The organism is Longicatena caecimuris, assembly GCF_018406465.1.
Classification (GTDB): Bacteria; Bacillota_I; Bacilli_A; order Erysipelotrichales; family Erysipelotrichaceae; genus Longicatena; species Longicatena caecimuris.
Window position 1 is genome coordinate 1,611,616 of record NZ_AP024510.1, and the last position, 19,796, is coordinate 1,631,411.

Here is a 19,796-nt window from a genome sequence, read left to right on the forward strand (position 1 = left end):
AAAGACAGCGTTTCACGCCGTCTCAGCCAAAAAACCATACTGTTAAAAAAATCGCCATCGCAATGCCGGCAACATCCGCAAGCAGCCCAATGGGCAATGCATTCTTTGTTTTTTTAATGCCGACACTGGAAAAGTATAAAGTGATGACATAAAATGTTGTATCTGTAGAACCTTGGATAATACTCGCCATGATTCCTTGTAAAGAATCAACTCCACAAGTTTTAAAAATATCGACAAGCACTGCTAAAGAGGCATTACCAGAAATCGGGCGAAAAAAGACCATCGGCCATATCTCTTTAGGAATTCCTTCAATATAGGTAGCAATCCCATTACAAATAACTTCCATTAAGCCACTTTCTCGCAATAAAGTAATAGCACACATCATTGCTAATAATGCAGGATAAATATCACTAAACAAAAAAATACCATCTTTTACACCTTCAATAAATGAATGATACGCATTTACACGACGCAACAAAGCGATTACACAGATGAAAAGAACTAGTAATGGAAGAATATAAGAAGTGTTAATCACGATAATTCCACCACCTATCCACGCATAGCCCTACAAATGAGGCAAAGCAAGTTGAAAGAATGGCGAACGGCATAAATCCCGTAACATCTAAAGAATGGAAAGAGGAACGCATGGCAATAATGGTCGTACTTAATAAAGTAACGCCCGCTGTATTTAAAACCAGAAACGTTACCATCGAACGGCTGGCTTCTTCTTTATGGGGGTTATGTTGTTGCATACCTTGCATCGCTTTTAAACCCATTGGTGTAGCTGCTGAACCTAAGCCTACCATATTCACGATTACATTGCTGGCAACATATCCCAATGTTTCGGCATCATTCTTTAAATCAGGAAATAAGCGTTTTAAAATCGGATGTGCCAATTTTTCTAAAGCCGCTAAAATTTTAGCATCTCTGGCAATATATAACATACCATTCCAAAATGCTGTCACACATAACAATGGTACAACAAAATCAAATGTTTCTTTTCCAACGCTGACAAACACCGCATTAATTACATCCACCCGTCCATTGCAAAGGCAATAAAGAACAGTGATGCAGATAATCAACAACCATATGACATTCATGAGAAAAGCCCACCCTTCTTATCCCTTACTTTTTTATAGGGAAAATTATAGACTTGCTGATTGTTCCCATTACGTATTTCTATAATGAATTCTTTATCTTCAAAATGCGAGCTTACCATAAGCTTTGCTTGTTCCTTTTGAGTAATGGTAACAGCGATATCCTCAGGTATGCAGATTTGTTTATGATCTATGACATATTTTCCTTTGGCCAGGATAGGAATTACCTTAATCTCATCGAAAGCTTTGGTGTGCTTTTGCTCATGAAAAGTAAAGTCATCTCCCATACCAAGCGTAACGATGACATTTTCAACATTTTCATGCTTCGCTGCGCTGATCAAAGTCCTTCCAGCTTTCTTCGTAAATCCTGTTTTCCCGGCGATAGCAAAAGGATATTCAAATAAGAGTTTATTTTTATTGCGCCAGCGATAGTTCCATTCACTCGTATAATACTTGGTTCCGCTTATTTCACGAAAGGCAGGGTTTTTCATAGCATAAGACATCAGCAATGCCATGTCATATGCACTGGACAAATTGCCACCATCTTCTTCATCTAAACCACTGGGATTTGCGAAATGTGTATCTAGCATACCGATTTCTTTTGCCTTTTCATTCATCATCTGGACAAATTTTTTTTGTGTCTTACCAATATGCAAAGCGATTTCTAAGGCTGCATCATTACCACTCCTAAGCATTAATCCATATAATAACGAGCGCAGCGATACCTGTTGTCCTTCCTTTAAATAAATCATGGAACCATATGCCTGTTTTAATTCCTTCCCGGTTTTCCATGTTGCATTTAAATCACCTTTTTCTAATGCAAGTATCGCTGTCATCACCTTCGATATGCTAGCAACACTTTGCACCTTGTGCATATCCTTTTCCTCTATGACTGTATTATCTGCATCACTCATCACACAATAAGATTGCCCATGCACAGTTTCTAAGTTGATTATCAGGCACAAGAAAAAGCAGAGCAGTTTTTTCATTCTCATCACCTGTTGAAGTATATGTTAACCAGATGCTTTTCATGCTCTTCTTAGATAATAGAATTCGCTAAACATAAAACGAAAAAACGTCGTATAGTCATAAAAATCATCGCTATAACTACCCTATAAAGAATGCTGTCAACATACCTAATCCACAAATATAAACTTAACTTTTTTAGATGATAATTATAAATCGACAGCATAAATGTATAAAATCATTCATCTTACCCTTCTTAATCACCACATGAAAAGAGGAGCCACGCATGCTCCTCCTTTCTCTATTATGCCATATCCCATCGTTTCTCTTCGATTTCCTTTGATATGACACTCCAAGGTACTTTGTTTGTTTACTTACAAAGCCTTTTGCGTTTTCCATTTTCTCATTCTTTACTCACTCATTCAGCTTTATTTTCAACAGCCTGTGTTATCTGCGACTACCTTATCTCCTGACTTCCTTATTTCGCATATGTCCTTATCCATAGTTCTAAGTATCATCAGTTTTGTCGTTTACCGGCTTCCCTTGGCTCTTACAGGATGCCACTACGCGCTGATCTTGTATATGATCGTTTTTTTATTATGTGCGACATATCTCTCATCAGTTTCATGAACCCTTCCTGTGATAAGCTTTTTTTCATACCTTTCTTGGTACATCTTTACTATATACTTAGGTGTTTTATCTGTAAATCCTTCTGGCAAAATAGGAAGCTTATTGGTAAAATCAGTAAAAAAGAGAAATTATTCAAACAATTCCTCATCTCTTTCTTCTTTGAATTCCGGAAGATCCGGCAATTCTTTTAAACTTTCTAACTTAAAGGTATCCATAAATTCTTCTGTTACCTCATAGAGAAATGGTCTACCTGGTGCATCTGTTCGGCCACATTCTTTAATCAGATTACGCGCCAACAACTTACGTACCATCATATCACAATTGACACCACGAATTTCTTCAATTTCAACACGTGTAATCGGTTGCTTATAGGCCACGATTGCCAAGGTTTCTAACGCTGCGCTAGATAAAGTGGACATTTTCGTAGATGAAAATAGCCGTTGCGCATATGGATGAATAGACTCTTTTGAAACAAATTTATATACACCACCAAAGCGTACCAATTCTATACCATGTGTGTTCTCAAGATATGCTTTCATCATCGTGTCTAATGTTTCTTCTAATTCTTCCTTACTGACTTCTTCTAGACAATCTAAGAGTTGTTCCATCGTTATGCCTTCATCTCCACTCAGAAACAACAATCCTTCCAATATTGGTTTCAAATGCTCATGCATATACAACTTCTCCTTTGATAATCCAAATTACATCTTGCGCATCAAGTGTAAATGTGATTTCTTTATGTTTAATTAAATCCAAAACTGATAAAAAGGTCACAATAACCATATGCAAACTGTCACAATCACTACATAAATCTTCAAAGCTCATTTTACCAACAAAATCACGGAGCCGTTTCTTAATTTGGACGACGCGTTCATCCAGCGATAACTCTTTCACCGTCATTCTGGTTTCCAAAGGATGTGATAATGCCATACGTCTTAAAACACGATTCATAGCCTTAATCAAATCATAAGGATTACCATCAATTTCTGCTTCCGTAACCGTATGTACCCATTTATTGGTTTCTTCACTTATCGGCTTGCTCATCATCAACTGACGTTCTTCATATTTCTGTTCAAACTGAGCACTTACCTCTTTGTAACGCTGATATTCCAATAGACGTTTTACTAGCTTTTCGCGTTGATCCTCTTCATATTCTTCCTCAATCACTACTTTTTCCCTTGGCAATAGTTTCTTACTCTTATACTCCAAAAGTCCTGCTAACTCAGCTAAATACTCGCTGGCAACTTCTAGATGCATGGATTCCATCGCATTTAAATATTGCAGATATTGATCTGTTAAGATATTCATATCCAAATCAAACAAATCCAATTTATTATCTTTGATCAGATGCAGCATTAAGTCCAAAGGACCTTCAAACTGATCGATCATGATCGTAAATGCCATGAAATCACCTCGCGCTTAATTATATCAAAAAAAAAGCGGAATGAGTAGAAATATTTTTATATGCTTTAGATTACCGGCATTATGTCGAATGGCAAGTGAAAAATCACTTTTCATATGAATATGAAAATATATTCTTTTTTAACGCCATTATCCTTAGCAATTAAGCAATAAGATCATGGATAAGCAACCCTTTCTGTCTTAATTGGGTTATGGAAATATATCAAAATAGCATTTCATCCTACACATTACACCTTACATAAAAATTTGTAATAGCGATTAAAAAGCTGAAATCACTTAACGATTTCAGCCATTTTCATGTATATCGCATCATTTCTTCACCTGATATTAACACTGAATTTAAGATGATCGCAATCCATCCCCTGTTGCTTATAAAAATGATGAGCATACTTGCGAGATTGTTTGCTAGAAAGTTCTAACTGTATACAAGACTGCTGTTTTGCGAACGCAAGCGCCTGTGCAAACAATGTACTGCCATACCCCTGCCGTTGTTTATCTTTTTTGACGATGAGTTCTTCTATCATAGCGATGTTGGCACAATGATGTAAATGATAGAGTATCCGCAAAGATACATAACCAATAATTTCTTCATCATTTGTTAAGACCCATGCCTTCATACTTCTGTCCTTGCGTTGCATCGCAAATCCTTTCAAAAATAAAGCCTTATTCAACTCTTTATTTTCTAATTCACAAAGCAATTCATATACAGGCGTTTCATCCCCTGACATTACTTCCCGTATTTCCATCATGCTCACCTCAAATTAAGTATATCATATTTATTTTTTTCTCGCTTTATTTACGCGAATCGGAGAACCAAATAAGATACGACTACATTCTTTATATGAGAATGGTATCAATGGATATAAATAAGGAAATTTAATCGTTTTCGTAGACATTAAAACGACAATATGTAGAAATACCCCGAAACAGAAGCCAGTTTGTCCAAAGAATAAAGCTAATGCGCCAATAAAAATACGGAATACTTTATTAGCCAATGATAACTCATAAGATGGAGTTAACAGATTGCCAATGTTACACAACGCCACCATAATTAGAATTTCTTTGGTATAGGCACCTAGCTCTATTGCCATATCCCCTAATACAAAAACAGCGATAAAGCTCATGATGCTCGATAAGATCGTCGGTGTATGGATGAGCGATTGCCGTATCCATTCCACCACAATATCTGCCAAAATAATTTGAAAACCAAATGTAAATAAGTGTACATTTTTCATAGGTAAGTGCAGCATGGTTGGATTTTGATCTATGACAAGGGCTATCCATAATGGCAACAAGTATAAGGAAAACAGAATGCCAATCAGGCGTAGGATACGTGTAAAAGATGCGACAATAGTCGTTTGTGTATACTCTTCAATTTGTTTCGTTTGTTCAAAAAAGGTGGTAGGTAAAATAACGGCTGTCGGAGCATTATCCACCAAGGCAACCAAATATCCTTGCAATAAGTGAATAGCACAGATATCCGGACGTTCTGTATAGCGAACATGTGGATATGGATTTAAAGTTTTTCCATATAACTGTTCAACTAAATTACGCTCACTTAAAATTTCTGTTTCACTCAATTGTTTCATTCGTGTTTCAAAATCGTTGAGCACATCTGGATCTACTAGATGTTTGATATACACATAAGCAACATCTGTGCGTGTTTTTACTCCTTCTTTATGCATAATGACACTAAGGCGAGGATCACGGATGCGCCGACGAATTAGGCCGACATTCAAAATGACATTTTCAACAAAACCATCATGTGCTCCGCGCACGCTTCTTTCAACACTTGGTTCTGCATTGCTACGCGATGGATAATGTCTTGTTTCAATGCAAAAATAATATTGAGAACTATCCAATAATACTAAGCACTGCCCACTAAGCATGTTAATTACTGCTTTTTTTGGGTCCTTCACCTTTTCCACCGAGCCAGGATAAAAGGTCAGTTCCACATGGTTAGTTGCCGTTATCGTCAAGCCTTCTACCAGATTGGAAATCAGTTGACTATCCGATAAAGAAGAAAGAAAAAGCAAGATCGCATCATGTCCTTCAATCTGCAAATGCCGTTTTACAACATCAAAGGAATCAGACAACTCTATCGTTAACTGTTGTAGGCGTGCTTGTAGCTGTTCCTTCATGATTTTGGTTTGCACAAAATAGCTACAAAGAAAGCAAACAAAATACCACTCGTGATACCGGCAGCAGTTAAATCAAACATGCCAAGTAAAATACCGAGCAGTCCTTCTTTTTGGGCCTGTGCTAATGCCCCATGAATCAAACTATGTCCAAAACTAGTAATAGGAAGACTTGCCCCCATACCAGCAACCTTTAACAGCCAATCATAAATACCAAAGGTGTCCAAAGCTGCTCCGATAGCCACAAATAAAGAAGTGATATGTCCGGCCGTTAATTTGGTATGATCATATAAAAGTTGTCCTGCTAATGAAATACCGCCACAGACTAAAAAGGCATAGACAAAAACCATATCATTCACTCCTTTCGTAAACGATGCCATGAGCAATACAGGGAATCGTTCCTTTTTGTTGTACAGCGACGGGTGATAATAAAGCACCCGTTGCTAAGACCATGATACGATGATATTCCCCTTGTTCCAAACGATTTAACAAATCACTCATAGATACACACATGCTGCATGCACAACCACTACCACCACAAAACACATCCTGTTTACTATTATCGTAGATCATCAATCCACAATCAGATAACCGATTATCTATTTCATATTGTTCCTGCGTTAATAAGTCCGTTAGAAACGCAAAGCCAACTTGCGATAAATCACCGGTCACAATGCGATCAAAATCGGTAATCTTTTGCTTACTCTCTTTTAAATACGTCGTCAACGTATCATAAGCAGCTGGAGCCATCGCTAATCCCATATCATTCGCATCGGTGTGATTCCAATCAACAATCTTACCAGGAACAAAAGCAGTGACTTTGATGTTCGATGGCTTTGTGCCTAAGACAATAGCACCGGCGCCACAGACAGTTGTCGTTGTCGTATCTTTTTTCTGTATGCCATATTCATTAGGAAAGCGAAATTGACGTTCTGCTGCAGCTGTATGTGAGCTGGTAAAAGCCATTGCATGAGATGCCATATGATGTTCTATCCACATGGCCGCAGTGCCAATGACCAATGAACTTGTAGCACATGCTGCATACATACCAATAAAAGGTACATGAAGATCTTTCGCAAAATAATGCGAGCTCATTAACTGATTCAATAAATCGCCACCTACCAGCACATCCAAATCAGAAACTTGGAGCTGCGCTTTTCGTAAAGCAATATCACTTGCGTCATATAATAAACGACGTTCTGCTTTTTCAAAGCAATCTTCACCACAGTAGGTATCTTCATAACATTTATCAAACTGCTCTGCTAATGGACCTTTTGCCTCAACAGGGCCACCTACGGCAGAGCGTGATGTCACATAGACATCATGAAATTGAATAATTGCCATAATTATCCTCCAAATAAGATAAAACGAATCATCCCAAATACAAAGGCTGAGGCAATGCCATATGTTAATACAGAACCGGCAAGCTTAAACATATTGGATCCAATACCATAAATTAGTCCTTCACTTTTTCCTTCTAAAGCACAAGCAGTTAAAGAATTCGCAAACCCGGAAATAGGAATAAATAAACCTGCTCCACAAACCTGGGCAAATTTATCATAAATACCCAAACCAGTTAAAATCGCAGTAATTAAGATTACCGTTACTACGGTCATCGAAATAGCTGTTTTTTCATCAACGCCCAATAGTGTTTGATATGCCATCATAACGAATTGAGCAGCGATTGCCAAAGCTCCACCGCTGAGAAAAGCAATCACTTCGTTTTTCACATAATGTGATTTTGGCGCATGTTTTTTCGCCGTATCTTTTATTTTTTTCTGATTCATATGCATCCTCCTTTATAACGCTAGTATGCACAACGTTTCTTGCATTATGTATAAAGCACATTCGGAAACCATGAAGAATTCTCATTCTAAACATTTCAAGAATACTTCAGTCAATCTTCACGATACGACCATTTTCCAATCAATCTTTACCATCATAATGAAAGGGCAAAGACTTATTTACCATAAGGAGGAGCTATGATATGAAAAAAAGAATTGTTTCATTATTTGCCTTGGCAATAACAGGTGTAGTATGTTTAACACTATATTCCCTAGGGGATATACATCTTGTTATGGAGATCATGGGAATAGAACAATATGAAGAAACGATACATGCAAAAGAAGATATAAAGACAACGATCGTATTAGATAGTGGCCATGGTGGTTATGATACAGGATGTATTGCTAACGATGGTACTTATGAAAAAGATATTACTTTAGCGATTGCTTTAAAAACGGGAGCATTATTATCTTCCTATGGTTATCATGTCGTTTATACACGTACAAGTGATGAAGTAAGTTGGTCTAACAACAATAAAGATGATTTAGCTACACGTGTAGCGATTGCCCAAGAAACAGATGCCGACTATTACATATCTATCCATATGAATGCAAGTGAAAATAATGATGGAGCAAATGGCTTTGAAATTTATGTAAAGGGCAACAACGAACGTATCTTACAAATCGCTTCACGTTTAGAATCATCGCTTACTTCATTGGCCTATACTAATGATCGCGGCATTAAAACAACAGCTTCTTCTCCCCTGTATGTCATTGATAACAATACAGTACCTGCCATGCTGATTGAATATGGTTTTCTTACTGATCAAAACGATGCAGCCTATGTATGCAGCGAAGATGGGCAACAAAAGTTAGCACAACAATTAGCCATCAGCATTCAGAAAAATGTGCCTCTTAGTAAAAGCTGATTTGTTATATATTTTTTTATAAAACGGTAAAAAAACTATGACACCATATAAAGAAAATGCTATAATATTACAAAGTGGTATGCTCATAATTTCTTTATGATGTATCGTATATAAAAATGGTGATTATATGACAATGGATGAAGCAAGAGCTTTAGTGACTCAATTAAATTTAGTATTTGACATCGTACGTTTTGTCGATGTGCGCATGATGCAGGAATATACCTTTGCTGAAGATGGGCAATTTATAGGCCATCCATACCATTGTTACAATGTCTGGAAGAAGAAACGTCGCTGTGAAAATTGCATTTCAGCGAAAGCTTTTATCCATCGTGGACGTATGACAAAATTTGAATTTATTGATAATGAAGTGTATCATGTAATAGCTATGTATACGGAAATTGATAAGATAGCCTATGTATTAGAAATGGTTACGCTTATAACGGATGAGGCTTTGTTCTCTGCGTATGGAAACAATGAATTTGTGGAAACCATTAATCGTTATAACCGTAAACTGTATACGGATCCTTTAACTGGTGTATACAATCGACGCTATTATGAAGAACAGTTAAGTGGGCTATCGAAAGAGTTTTCCATAGCCATGCTGGATGTTGATGATTTTAAAAATATTAACGATACGTATGGGCATAAAGCCGGTGATGATTCCCTATGCAATATTGTGACGACCATATCCTCCCTATTAGTAGAAGATGACTCTTTGATACGATATGGTGGAGATGAATTTTTGATTTTGTTTCAACATATGAATAAAACAGGATTCATTCAAAAGTTAGAAAGTATTCGCAAGGCAGTAGAAAATATTCGTCTACAAGATTATCCTAGCATTAAGTTATCGGTTAGCATTGGTGGAATATCCGCAATACAAGAGGCAATGGATGCCATAGAGGCTGCCGATATTCAGCTTTATAAAGCGAAACATAGTAAAAATTGTGTCCAGGTGGATTAAATAAGGAAATGCTTTGGTTTCCTTTTTTGCTATTTCTAATGGGTTTCTTTGTGAAGAAAAGGTATAATGTAGTTGAGAAAAGATAAGAAAGCAACTTTTTACATATTATAATAGACTCACATTCGTGTGAGAGATTGGAGAAAATCATGCAAAAAAAACGATCTTCGAAAACCCTTTATGAAGGTACTATCTTTACCGTTACAAAAGATGAAGTAGAAATAAAAGGATGTGTCTATGAACGCGACATCATCCATCATCATGGTGGTGTTGGTGTTTTAGCCATCAAAGAGGATAAGATCCTTTTTGTAAAACAATATCGTTACGCAATTGGTAAACACACCTTAGAAGTACCTGCTGGTAAATTAGAAAAAGGTGAAGATCCTTATACTTGTGGCTTGCGGGAATTGGAAGAAGAAAGCGGGCTTACTAGCCCTTTATTGCATCAACTATGTACCTTGTATTCTACTCCTGGATTTTGTAATGAAAAAATATATCTGTATTGGACAGATCAGTTAACACAGGTGGAAAATCCCGCACCTATGGATGAAGATGAAGATATTGAAGTTTTATGGATACCAATAAAAGAAGCTTTGGATATGGTTGAAACCGGAGAGATTGAAGATGGAAAAACCATTGTTGCTGTACAATTTGCCGCTATACATTTTTCCTAACTATACTAAGTATCAAAAAAAAAGCATCCTTATAGCTAAAAAAGAAGATTGCATACTATTATAAACATAGTTGTGCAATCTTCTTTTTGGATATTTGAAAGAGGTAAGTGATTACGCTCACCTTCATCAAACATTACGCTGAAAACTTAAGAAGCGCGTACCCTGAAATTGTAATTCACCTTGATCTTTTTCCGCAAGTTGTCCATACAATTTACCAGAAACGCGAAATTCTCTACGCTCACCATTTTCTAATTCAAAAGTGACGTAGTAAGTTGTTGTACTTGATGAAACTTTATCACCATTGCCATAATGATCTACATCTATGCGTTTTGTAACAATACAAGCACGATGCGTTTCTTGTTCTGCGTGATTATTACGCTGCCATTGTGCAATACCACGAACAATTGCCACCACAAAAATACCAATGACAATAACAAATATAATCCCGATGATGGCAGGTACGATATCAAATACTGGATCTTCCACTTCAAACATATGCTATTCCTCCTATCCAATCTATTTTTTTAATGCCGCTTCCCAAGCTAATTGAAACGCACTTTTTTCTTGTTTCACTGCCTGTTCCTGTTTACGCATATACGCTTTCAGCTCCTGCTTCCCTGCTTTATTGTTTTTTTGTTTCAACTGTTCATTAAAACGATCAAATTTCTCACGGAAACCACAAGTACACGTATATAAGCGTTTTTCTTTTTCTCCGACTACCGTCAATTTCTTATGACAGTTAGGACAACGGGCATTGCTGTTTAAGGTAAGATTTTGTTTATACTTGCATGCAGGATTGCTGCAAACCAAGCGTTTTCCACGCTTCCCATTTACTTCCAACAAATAATTGCCACATTCCGGACACTTTTTCTGTGTCATATTATCGTGGCGATAACTGGCTTCGCTTTGTTTCACCGCTTCTACCAAACTTGCCGCATAGCTTCTCATCTCTTTCATGAACTGCTGTGGTTTTAACTGCTGTTGACTGATCTTTGTCAGCTTATCCTCCCATTGTGCCGTTAACAAAGGCGAACGCAATTGTTCTGGAACAAGGTTGATCAATTGGATACCCTTGCTTAAAGGATAAATGGTATTGCCTCTTTTTTCAATATAATTTACATGAAAGAGCTTTTCGATGATATCCGCACGAGTAGCTACCGTACCGATACCATTGGCATCTTCTAACACTTGTTTCCATTTTGCATTATGAATAAATTTTGCAGGATGTTCCATTGCTGACAGCAAACTTGCTTCAGTATAACGAAGCGGTGGCTTTGTAAATGATTTCTGTTTGATGACTTGGCGTATTGCATAGTTCTGCCCTTGTTTTACGATTGGCAGACTTTGTATTTCTTCTTCCTCTTCCTCATCGAAAACATCATTACGCTGATATAAACTGCGCCAGCCTGCCTGCTTCATGATCTTCCCGCTCGCAAAGAAATGATGTTTATTGCAAGATCCTTCAATGCGTGTCTTTTCATATAGGCACACATCGGATAAAACCGCTAAAAAGCGGCGAATAACCAAATCATAGATACAACGTTCATCATGACTCAAACGCTGCAGCTCAACATATTCTTCTGTTGGAATGATGGCATGATGATCACTCACCTTGCTATCATCCACGATACGCTTGTTTACCTTGATTCCCTTTTTTAAGATCATATGCGCAAATGGCTCATAGGCATCAATGGCAATCGCTTGCAAACGCTCTTTTAATGTAGGAACGATATCTGCGGATAAATAACGAGAATCACTCCGTGGATAGGTTAATACTTTATGCGTTTCATATAAGCTTTGCATGAGATTTAACGTATATTTTGCACTAAAACCAAAACGTTTATTAGCATCACGTTGCAATTCCGTCAGATCATAAAGCTGTGGCGGCAATTCCTTCTTGCTGCTGCATTCTACTTTATCAATGGTGATGTTCCCATGGGCTAAGGAATGCTGCAATTGCTCGGCCAATGCCAAATCAAATAAGGCCGCCTGCCCTTGCTTTCGATATTCCATAACAAAGCCATCCAGTTCTACTTTGATAGTCGCAAATTCCTTTGGCTGAAAGTGGCGAATTTCTTCTTCACGCGCAACAATCATCGCTAGTGTTGGTGTCTGGACACGTCCGGCAGACAGCTGTGCATTGTATTTGCAGGTCAATGCTCTGGTAACATTTAACCCAACCAGCCAATCAGCCTCTGCCCGACATACCGCACTTTTATATAAGGGCTCAAATTCCTTTGCAGGACGCAAATGGGCAAAACCTTCTTTAATTGCTTTATCCGTCTGCGAAGATATCCATAAACGTTGCATCGGCTTATGACAATTGGCCTTATCTAAGATCCAACGAGCAACCAATTCGCCTTCTCTACCCGCATCAGTCGCAATGATGATCTGTGTCACATCCTTACGTTGCAACAATGTCTTCACCAATCGGTATTGACGAGCCGTTTGTGAAATAACCTTAAGCTTCATCTTTTCCGGTAACATTGGCAGATCTTGCATATCCCAAGTTTCATAACGTTTATCATATTCACTAGGATCTGCTAACTCCACCAGATGCCCAAAGGCCCAGGTGACCACATATTGTTTATTTTCCATATAGCCATCTTTGGCCATCGTACAACCTAAGACACGCCCCAATTCTTTACCAACCGATGGTTTTTCTGCTAATACCAGTGTTTTCATTGCTCATCCTCCCAAAAGCCTGCCAGCTTCATTAATTGCTTTGCATTTGTTGTCTGACAGCGTCCTTGTTTCAAAGTATAATCAAAACAGATACGATCCTTTTCATAATACTCTGAGAAATGATAATTCTTTGCCTGTATTTGCTTATTGTTTTCTAAGTCACATAATTCGAAATCATGTGTAGACACCATGGTGATGATCCAAGGCTGATGCAATCGTTTGATCGCTTGAATGGCACACTGAATACGATCTGCGCTATTGGTGCCTTTAAAGATTTCATCAATTAACACCAGCATAGGCTCTTTTGTCTTGCTGGCATCCATCATTTCCTTAATGCGCAAGATTTCTGCATAAAAGGTCGAAATCCCTTCACTGACATCATCTTGTACTCGCATACTTGTATATACATGTACGATAGCAGAGCTACAAGTTTTTGCACATACCATAGCCCCGGCATGTAATAAGATCATGTTCATCCCAATCGTTCGTAAAAACGTCGTCTTTCCCGACATATTACTACCCGTAATTACATAAGAACCATCTTTCGCAGCAAAGTTATTTTTGACTGCTTCCTGCTCTTGTAATAACGGATGGTGCATGCCCTCCATAGTAAAGGATGGCTGTTCTTGTACAAGCAGTGTAGGAAATGTCACCGTATCTTTGGCATAAGACAATTGCGCAAGGGATACCAGCATTTCCATCTGACCAATCGCTTTTAGCCATGTTTCTACATGAATGCCATATTTCTGCCGCCAGTTGTGATAAGCTCTGGCACAGTGAAAATCTAACAAGAAACAACCGTTCAATAAAATATTCATAATAAAATTATTACGTGCCTGGACAAACCCTAATAAGATATTCAGGTGGTTCATGCCTTGCTTGGCATCTTGTAAACGTTGCTGCAATTCTAAAAGATACGCACTATGAAAGCTTGTTTCCTGCATTCTTTTGATCATACGTTCATAATCCTTCATCAGCTCTTGCATCTTTCCAACTGTTGCCAGTTGTTCGCCATGCGATAGCGTAGCCAAAAGTGATACACATAACGATAGTGTAAAACCAACACTAAACAGTAGATAACTTTTACCTAAAAAAGCCATTCCGATCAATCCTAATAAAGTGATACAAGGCAAACCATAAGATAACAAATGAGCTAAGAGCGATTGTGGTTTGCTTGCTTTTTGTAAATCCGCGTAAAATTTATCTAACAGGCGTTTTTTTCGTTTTCGCCCATGCTTTTCAAATAACTTTAACAACTGAACCATTTCCATTGTGAATGCTTCCTGTTGCACGCACTCCTTCACCGCTTCTTGGCGTTTTAAAATCGTTTCTTTAGCAACGAATTGCCAGCTGAATGCAGCAGCTAAAGCAGCTCTGCCTTCTTCGGTTTTCGCAACGCTAAGATACTGAAATAAGCTAGCCTTGCCAAAGATATCTAAATCGTATGCCTGTGTAGTTTTTTCAGTAAGAAAATCACTGCCCTCATCCAAGAAGTTTTTCCAATCATTCCCTTTCCGTTTTACGATATCTTCATATGCTTCCTTTAACAGCTGCGTATCTTCCATCGTGCTTTTTATTTCCGTATGTTTATAAACAGTTAGAAAAAACATACATAAAACAAGGCCGCAGCCTCCATACCATAGCCATCCTGTATTTTGATACCCCTTATAAAAGCAGAATACAAACAATGCTACTTCCAGCAATCTTATAATCGAAAATTGATGCGATTGCTGTTGCATCCGTGTAAATTGTTCTGTTAATTGTTTTATTTTTGTTTGAATATATGCGGCGTCCATGATAAAACTCCTCTCTCATAGGTATCATTATACCATATTCACCCTGTGATGATGGTATGGAATTGCCTATTCTGCAAAATTAAAAGTTCTTTGTGAATTGCAGGGATCATTAGAAATACGATGTATCTTTGGATATCACAGGTTTCTTTAAGATTCATTATTTCATTATCACTATCGTAATTTTCACGCAAAAAAATAGAACTCTGGTGTTATCCCTATGAGTTCTATTTTTGCTAATCTTCGTATTTACATATCCAATCGTTTTTTTATGCTTTATTCAAACAGTGATAAAGCTTCAAAATCTTCTTCTTCCACTTCTTCCTGTTTAGGTAGTTCACGAAGTTCTACTTTAGGAAGTTCTTTTAACAAATAGAAATCCGTAATTCCCTTTAACATAGCAGAGAACGTTGCATCCTTTGCCATAAGTGGAATGTCTTTTGAAACCACCTTATGGATCTCACTATTTGCAATCACGATTTCATCATTTAAGTCATGTAGACTGATATAAGCAATGTGATATGGTTTGGATTTTACTTTTTTACATAGCATACTGCCTTTGGTAGGTCGCCCTGTTACATCGATATCTGTCAGCTTCATACGTTTGCATGCACAATTATCACTAAAGACAACCAGCTGGCGATTATCATTGTTATAAATCAGGGCACTCGCAATTTCATCCTCAACCAAATTCATCGCTTTTACACCCTTTGAACGTGGTGAAGTTGCCGGTATCAAAGAGATTGGATAGCGTGTGATATAACCTTTTTTGGAAGCAATCAAAATCTCATCTTCTTCATATGCTACATATGTCTGTACGACTTCATCATCTTCCAACAGCTTCATATTGCTCATGGTTTTATTGTTGCGTGATACCTCATATTCACAAATTGCGGTTTTCTTGACCAAGCCATGGCGGGTAATGGAAAGCATATACGCATTTGTTTTAAAATCTTTGACAATGAAAGCATCTGTTATTTTTTCATCCGATGTTATTTTAATCTTTGAATTGATATGCGAACCAATTTCTTTCCATTTCGCATCATCAACTTCATAGACCGGCACATATCCATATGTACCCTTTGAGGTAAAGAAGAGGATGTTATCTAACGTATTCACTTCTCCATAACCAATCAAATGATCGCCTTCCTTAATGCCCGTCATTGCATCATTTGCTGCACCATAACTGCGCATCGACACGCGTTTCACATAACCATCACGAGAAATTGTGAACATGACTTGTTCTTGAGGAATCATGGCAACCTTATCAATGACGATTTCCTCGATTTCATGTTCGATTTTTGTTAAACGTGGTGTAGGGAAAGCTTTTTTCACTTCTTTTAATTCCGCAACCATCACTTTCTTTAATTTTTTCGGATCTTCCAGAATTTCGTGCAGTTCTTTAATTTCCGCTTGCAAATTAGCAAATTCTTCACGCAATTGCGTGATATCGGTATTTGATAAGCGATAAAGGCGCATTGTGACAATTGCTTCCGCTTGTGGTTCACTAAAACCAAATGCTTCAATGATCTTTACTTTGGAATCTGCTTTATCTTTACTAGAGCGAATCAAGGCGATAATTTCATCTAAAATAGATACTGCTTTGATTAAGCCCTCTAAGATATGACAGCGTTTTTCTTTTTTATCCAGATCAAAGGCACTGCGCCGTAAAATAACTTCACGGCGATGGGCAATAAAAGCATCTAGCATCGCTGCCAAGCCCATTTGAACCGGACGTTTATCCTTTATGGCAATCACATTATAGTTATACGATACCTGAAGATCGGTATTCTTATATAAATAATTCAAAATAAGCTGGGCATCGGCATCCTTTTTCAAATCAATGACGACTCGTAATCCATTACGATCACTTTCATCACGGACATCTAAGATACCATCAATTTTTTTATTCAATCGAATGTCATCAATCTTTTTTACCATGTTGCTTTTGACAACTTCATAAGGAATTTCATGCACAACAATCTGTTGTACCGTCTTTGTTTGCTCTATCGACACCTTACTGCGCACCATGATACGTCCTTTACCGCTCGTAAAGGCATCTTTGATACCATCTAATCCCTGCACGATACCTCCGGTAGGAAAATCAGGGCCTTGTACAAATTCCATCAAATCATCCAATGTGCAATCTGGATGCTGAATGCGATATATGCTGGCATCAATACACTCTCCTAAGTTATGAGGTGGAATATTGGTCGCATAACCGGCTGCGATACCGGTAATCCCATTTACTAAAAGGTTGGGATAGCGAGCAGGCAATACGGTAGGTTCCATTGCTGTATCATCAAAATTAGGTGCCCAGCTAACTGTATCCTTATCAATATCTTGCAGCAGATATTCACTGATCTTACCTAAACGCGCTTCGGTATATCGCATAGCCGCTGCCGGGTCATCATCAATAGAACCATTGTTCCCCTGCATATCAATCTGGGGTGTACGTATTTTCCAATCTTGTGACATGCGCACCATCGCATCATATACCGAAGAATCCCCATGAGGATGGTAATTACCAATAACCAAACCAACGGTCTTCGCACTTTTTCGATAGGCCTTATCCCATGTATTGCCGTCCACAAACATAGCATAAAGAATCCTGCGTTGTACAGGTTTTAAGCCATCACGTGCATCTGGCAGAGCACGTTCCTGAATAATATATTTTGAATAGCGACCAAAGCGATCCCCCATAATTTCTTCTAAAGGAGATGTCAGAACATTCGCATGATCAACAGCTTCTTCTACTGTTTTTTTCTTCATCGGTTATGCACCTCCACTTGGTAATCATCTTCCAGGGTAAAGGAAACATTTTCCTCAATCCAGTCACGGCGTAGATTTGCTTTATCTCCCATCAATACGGAAACGCGCTTTTCAGCCACGACCGCATCTTCAATGCTTACCTGAATCAGGGTTCTAGTTTCCGGACACATGGTCGTATCCCAAAGCTGATCGGCATTCATCTCACCAAGACCTTTGTAACGCTGTAATGTATAGCCTTTGGGAAAGTTCTTACGCAGCTGATCTAATTCTTCATCTGTCCATGCATAACACATTTCTTTTCCCTTTTGTAATTTGTATAAAGGTGGCATGGCAATGTATACCATTCCTTTTTCAATCAATTCACGCATATAACGATAAAAGAAGGTCAGTAATAAAATCTGAATATGTGCACCATCATCATCGGCATCGGTCATGATGATAACTTTATGATAATTGGAATCTTCCGCATGGAAATTTGCCCCCACACCGGCACCTAAGGCATGAATGATCGTATTCAACTCTTCATTCTTTTCAATATTGGTAATACTTGCTTTTTCTGTATTTAATACCTTACCTCGTAAAGGTAAGATTGCCTGATATTTGGAATCTCTTCCCTGCTTCGCACTGCCTCCGGCAGAATCACCTTCGACCAGGTATAATTCCTTTTTGCGAGCATCCTTGGATTGTGCGCTGGCCAATTTACCGGAAAGGATCTTTTCACTCTTCCCTTTGGATTTTCCCTTACGAGCATCCTCACGTGCCTTACGAGCAGCTTCACGTGCTGTGCTGGCACGCTGCATTTTTTTGATCAAGGTTGTCGCAAGTTCTTTATTTTCTTCTAAGAAAAAGTTTAATTTCTCACTGACAATGGAATCTACCGCATTTTTTGCCTCTGGTGTTCCTAATTTACCTTTGGTCTGTCCCTCAAACTGCAGCAGATTTTCCGGTATGCCTAAAGATAAAATAATCGTTAATCCCTCACGGACATCGCTGCCTTCAAAATTCTTTTCTTTTTCTTTTAATAAGCCATTTCTTCTTGCATAATCGTTGAATACTTTTGTAAAGGCATTACGGGCTCCAGTTTCATGAGTACCGCCATCCTTTGTACGCACGATATTAACAAAAGAAAAGATATTTTCCTGATATTCATCCGTATATTGAAATGCACAATCTACCTTAATCCCATTCACCTCTCCGCTAAAGGCAACTGGTTTATGGAAGGTTTGTTTATCTTCATGTAAATATTCCATGAAAGCAACTAGACCTTCTTCATAATGATAGACTTCTTCACGTTCTTTTCCTTCACGTTCATCTCTCACCACTAAACGCAGACCTTCTAAAAGGAACGCATCTTCTTGTGCACGTTCGGCAATCTGTGAAAAAGAGAAACGCGTTGTAGAGAAAATTTTCTTATCTGGCATAAAACGTGTTTTACTGCCAGTTTTATTCGTTTTCCCAATTACTTCTAGCTTTCCGATTTTCTTGCCGCCATCTTCAAAACGCATCTGATAGATCTTGCCATCACGATAAACACTGACTTCCATCCAAGAACATAATGCATTTACTACACTGGCACCTACACCATGTAAACCACCACTTGTCTTATAGCCACCCTGTGAGCTAAATTTACCACCGGCGTGCAAGACAGTATGGATGACCTGTAAGGTAGGTACTCCGCTCACATGCATATCTACCGGCATACCGCGACCTTCATCTTCCACACAGATCACACCATCTTTTTCAATCGTTATCTTTATAGTTTCTCCAAAGCCGTTTAATGCTTCATCAATGGAGTTATCGACAATTTCCCAAACCAAATGATGCAAGCCTCTACCATCCGTAGAGCCTATGTACATACCGGGACGTTTCCGTACGGCATCAAGTCCATCCAGAATCTGTATGCTGCTTCCATCATATGTCTTCTCTGCCATACAATCACCTCTTC

At 38.2% G+C, this 19,796-nt stretch carries 18 protein-coding genes; 3 read left to right on the plus strand and 15 right to left on the minus strand.

The window, feature by feature from the left end:
- Positions 1–22: 22 nt before the first annotated feature.
- From KJS44_RS07595 to KJS44_RS07640, 10 genes are all read right to left on the minus strand, one after another.
- The gene (locus KJS44_RS07595) at positions 23–535 is read right to left on the minus strand and encodes a spore maturation protein (protein WP_008688372.1); all 513 of its coding nucleotides are present in this window, start codon (positions 533–535) and stop codon (positions 23–25) included.
- On the minus strand, positions 528–1,100 hold the full coding sequence (locus tag KJS44_RS07600; protein WP_008978415.1) for a spore maturation protein A: 573 nt from the start codon (positions 1,098–1,100) through the stop codon (positions 528–530). Before KJS44_RS07600 ends, KJS44_RS07595 begins: the two co-directional genes overlap by 8 nt.
- Complete coding sequence (locus KJS44_RS07605; RefSeq protein WP_008688369.1) at positions 1,097–2,086, minus strand: D-alanyl-D-alanine carboxypeptidase family protein; 990 nt, start codon at positions 2,084–2,086, stop codon at positions 1,097–1,099. The genes KJS44_RS07600 and KJS44_RS07605 overlap by 4 nt, the downstream gene beginning before the upstream one ends.
- A 735-nt stretch (positions 2,087–2,821) precedes the next feature.
- Positions 2,822–3,367 (minus strand): SMC-Scp complex subunit ScpB, encoded by a 546-nt coding sequence (gene scpB / locus KJS44_RS07610; protein ID WP_008688367.1) that lies wholly within the window; start codon positions 3,365–3,367, stop codon positions 2,822–2,824.
- Positions 3,360–4,097, minus strand: a complete 738-nt coding sequence (locus KJS44_RS07615) for a segregation and condensation protein A (RefSeq protein ID WP_008688365.1) — start codon at positions 4,095–4,097, stop codon at positions 3,360–3,362. The genes scpB and KJS44_RS07615 overlap by 8 nt, the downstream gene beginning before the upstream one ends.
- Positions 4,098–4,432: 335 nt before the next feature.
- A complete protein-coding gene (locus KJS44_RS07620) occupies positions 4,433–4,861 on the minus strand; it encodes a GNAT family N-acetyltransferase (RefSeq protein WP_017144655.1) in 429 nt (142 codons plus the stop codon).
- A gap of 30 nt (positions 4,862–4,891) precedes the next feature.
- Positions 4,892–6,256: a spore germination protein gene (locus tag KJS44_RS07625; RefSeq protein WP_008688361.1), complete on the minus strand. Its 1,365-nt coding sequence runs from the start codon at positions 6,254–6,256 to the stop codon at positions 4,892–4,894.
- Entirely contained in the window at positions 6,253–6,603 is a 351-nt protein-coding gene (locus tag KJS44_RS07630) for a SpoVA/SpoVAEb family sporulation membrane protein (protein WP_008688358.1), read from the minus strand. The genes KJS44_RS07625 and KJS44_RS07630 overlap by 4 nt, the downstream gene beginning before the upstream one ends.
- Position 6,604: 1 nt before the next feature.
- A complete protein-coding gene (gene spoVAD / locus KJS44_RS07635; protein ID WP_008688356.1) occupies positions 6,605–7,597 on the minus strand; it encodes a stage V sporulation protein AD in 993 nt (330 codons plus the stop codon).
- A gap of 2 nt (positions 7,598–7,599) precedes the next feature.
- Complete coding sequence (locus KJS44_RS07640; protein ID WP_008688354.1) at positions 7,600–8,040, minus strand: SpoVA/SpoVAEb family sporulation membrane protein; 441 nt, start codon at positions 8,038–8,040, stop codon at positions 7,600–7,602.
- Between the two features lie 200 nt (positions 8,041–8,240).
- On the opposite strand from KJS44_RS07640, the gene KJS44_RS07645 reads away from it, so the two are divergent.
- From KJS44_RS07645 to KJS44_RS07655, 3 genes are all read left to right on the plus strand, one after another.
- Positions 8,241–8,966, plus strand: coding sequence for an N-acetylmuramoyl-L-alanine amidase (locus tag KJS44_RS07645; RefSeq protein WP_008688353.1), 726 nt, complete (start codon positions 8,241–8,243; stop codon positions 8,964–8,966).
- Between the two features lie 127 nt (positions 8,967–9,093).
- A complete protein-coding gene (locus tag KJS44_RS07650) occupies positions 9,094–9,930 on the plus strand; it encodes a GGDEF domain-containing protein (RefSeq protein WP_008688351.1) in 837 nt (278 codons plus the stop codon).
- Positions 9,931–10,076: 146 nt separating this feature from the next.
- Complete coding sequence (locus KJS44_RS07655; RefSeq protein WP_008688349.1) at positions 10,077–10,601, plus strand: NUDIX hydrolase; 525 nt, start codon at positions 10,077–10,079, stop codon at positions 10,599–10,601.
- Positions 10,602–10,727: 126 nt separating this feature from the next.
- Here KJS44_RS07655 and KJS44_RS07660 read toward each other — a convergent pair whose 3' ends face one another.
- From KJS44_RS07660 to parE, 5 genes are all read right to left on the minus strand, one after another.
- Positions 10,728–11,096 (minus strand): DUF2500 domain-containing protein, encoded by a 369-nt coding sequence (locus KJS44_RS07660; protein ID WP_008688346.1) that lies wholly within the window; start codon positions 11,094–11,096, stop codon positions 10,728–10,730.
- A 21-nt stretch (positions 11,097–11,117) separates the two neighbouring features.
- Positions 11,118–13,286, minus strand: a complete 2,169-nt coding sequence (locus tag KJS44_RS07665) for a DNA topoisomerase III (RefSeq protein WP_008688344.1) — start codon at positions 13,284–13,286, stop codon at positions 11,118–11,120.
- Entirely contained in the window at positions 13,283–15,082 is a 1,800-nt protein-coding gene (locus KJS44_RS07670) for a MutS-related protein (protein WP_008688343.1), read from the minus strand. The genes KJS44_RS07665 and KJS44_RS07670 overlap by 4 nt, the downstream gene beginning before the upstream one ends.
- Before the next feature lie 273 nt (positions 15,083–15,355).
- Entirely contained in the window at positions 15,356–17,851 is a 2,496-nt protein-coding gene (gene parC, locus KJS44_RS07675; protein ID WP_008688342.1) for a DNA topoisomerase IV subunit A, read from the minus strand.
- A complete protein-coding gene (gene parE / locus KJS44_RS07680; protein WP_119957458.1) occupies positions 17,848–19,782 on the minus strand; it encodes a DNA topoisomerase IV subunit B in 1,935 nt (644 codons plus the stop codon). Before parE ends, parC begins: the two co-directional genes overlap by 4 nt.
- Positions 19,783–19,796 lie beyond the last annotated feature (14 nt).

Coding starts and splice junctions, on each gene's coding strand:
- KJS44_RS07620 (WP_017144655.1), bottom strand. CDS start 4,861: ATGGAAATACGGGAAGTAATGTCAGGGGATGAAACGCCTGTATATGAA.
- KJS44_RS07600 (WP_008978415.1), bottom strand. CDS start 1,100: ATGAATGTCATATGGTTGTTGATTATCTGCATCACTGTTCTTTATTGC.
- KJS44_RS07665 (WP_008688344.1), bottom strand. CDS start 13,286: ATGAAAACACTGGTATTAGCAGAAAAACCATCGGTTGGTAAAGAATTG.
- KJS44_RS07615 (WP_008688365.1), bottom strand. CDS start 4,097: ATGGCATTTACGATCATGATCGATCAGTTTGAAGGTCCTTTGGACTTA.
- KJS44_RS07660 (WP_008688346.1), bottom strand. CDS start 11,096: ATGTTTGAAGTGGAAGATCCAGTATTTGATATCGTACCTGCCATCATC.
- KJS44_RS07605 (WP_008688369.1), bottom strand. CDS start 2,086: ATGAAAAAACTGCTCTGCTTTTTCTTGTGCCTGATAATCAACTTAGAA.
- parC (WP_008688342.1), bottom strand. CDS start 17,851: ATGAAGAAAAAAACAGTAGAAGAAGCTGTTGATCATGCGAATGTTCTG.
- spoVAD (WP_008688356.1), bottom strand. CDS start 7,597: ATGGCAATTATTCAATTTCATGATGTCTATGTGACATCACGCTCTGCC.
- KJS44_RS07670 (WP_008688343.1), bottom strand. CDS start 15,082: ATGGACGCCGCATATATTCAAACAAAAATAAAACAATTAACAGAACAA.
- KJS44_RS07655 (WP_008688349.1), top strand. CDS start 10,077: ATGCAAAAAAAACGATCTTCGAAAACCCTTTATGAAGGTACTATCTTT.
- KJS44_RS07625 (WP_008688361.1), bottom strand. CDS start 6,256: ATGAAGGAACAGCTACAAGCACGCCTACAACAGTTAACGATAGAGTTG.
- KJS44_RS07640 (WP_008688354.1), bottom strand. CDS start 8,040: ATGAATCAGAAAAAAATAAAAGATACGGCGAAAAAACATGCGCCAAAA.
- parE (WP_119957458.1), bottom strand. CDS start 19,782: ATGGCAGAGAAGACATATGATGGAAGCAGCATACAGATTCTGGATGGA.
- KJS44_RS07645 (WP_008688353.1), top strand. CDS start 8,241: ATGAAAAAAAGAATTGTTTCATTATTTGCCTTGGCAATAACAGGTGTA.
- scpB (WP_008688367.1), bottom strand. CDS start 3,367: ATGCATGAGCATTTGAAACCAATATTGGAAGGATTGTTGTTTCTGAGT.
- KJS44_RS07630 (WP_008688358.1), bottom strand. CDS start 6,603: ATGGTTTTTGTCTATGCCTTTTTAGTCTGTGGCGGTATTTCATTAGCA.
- KJS44_RS07650 (WP_008688351.1), top strand. CDS start 9,094: ATGACAATGGATGAAGCAAGAGCTTTAGTGACTCAATTAAATTTAGTA.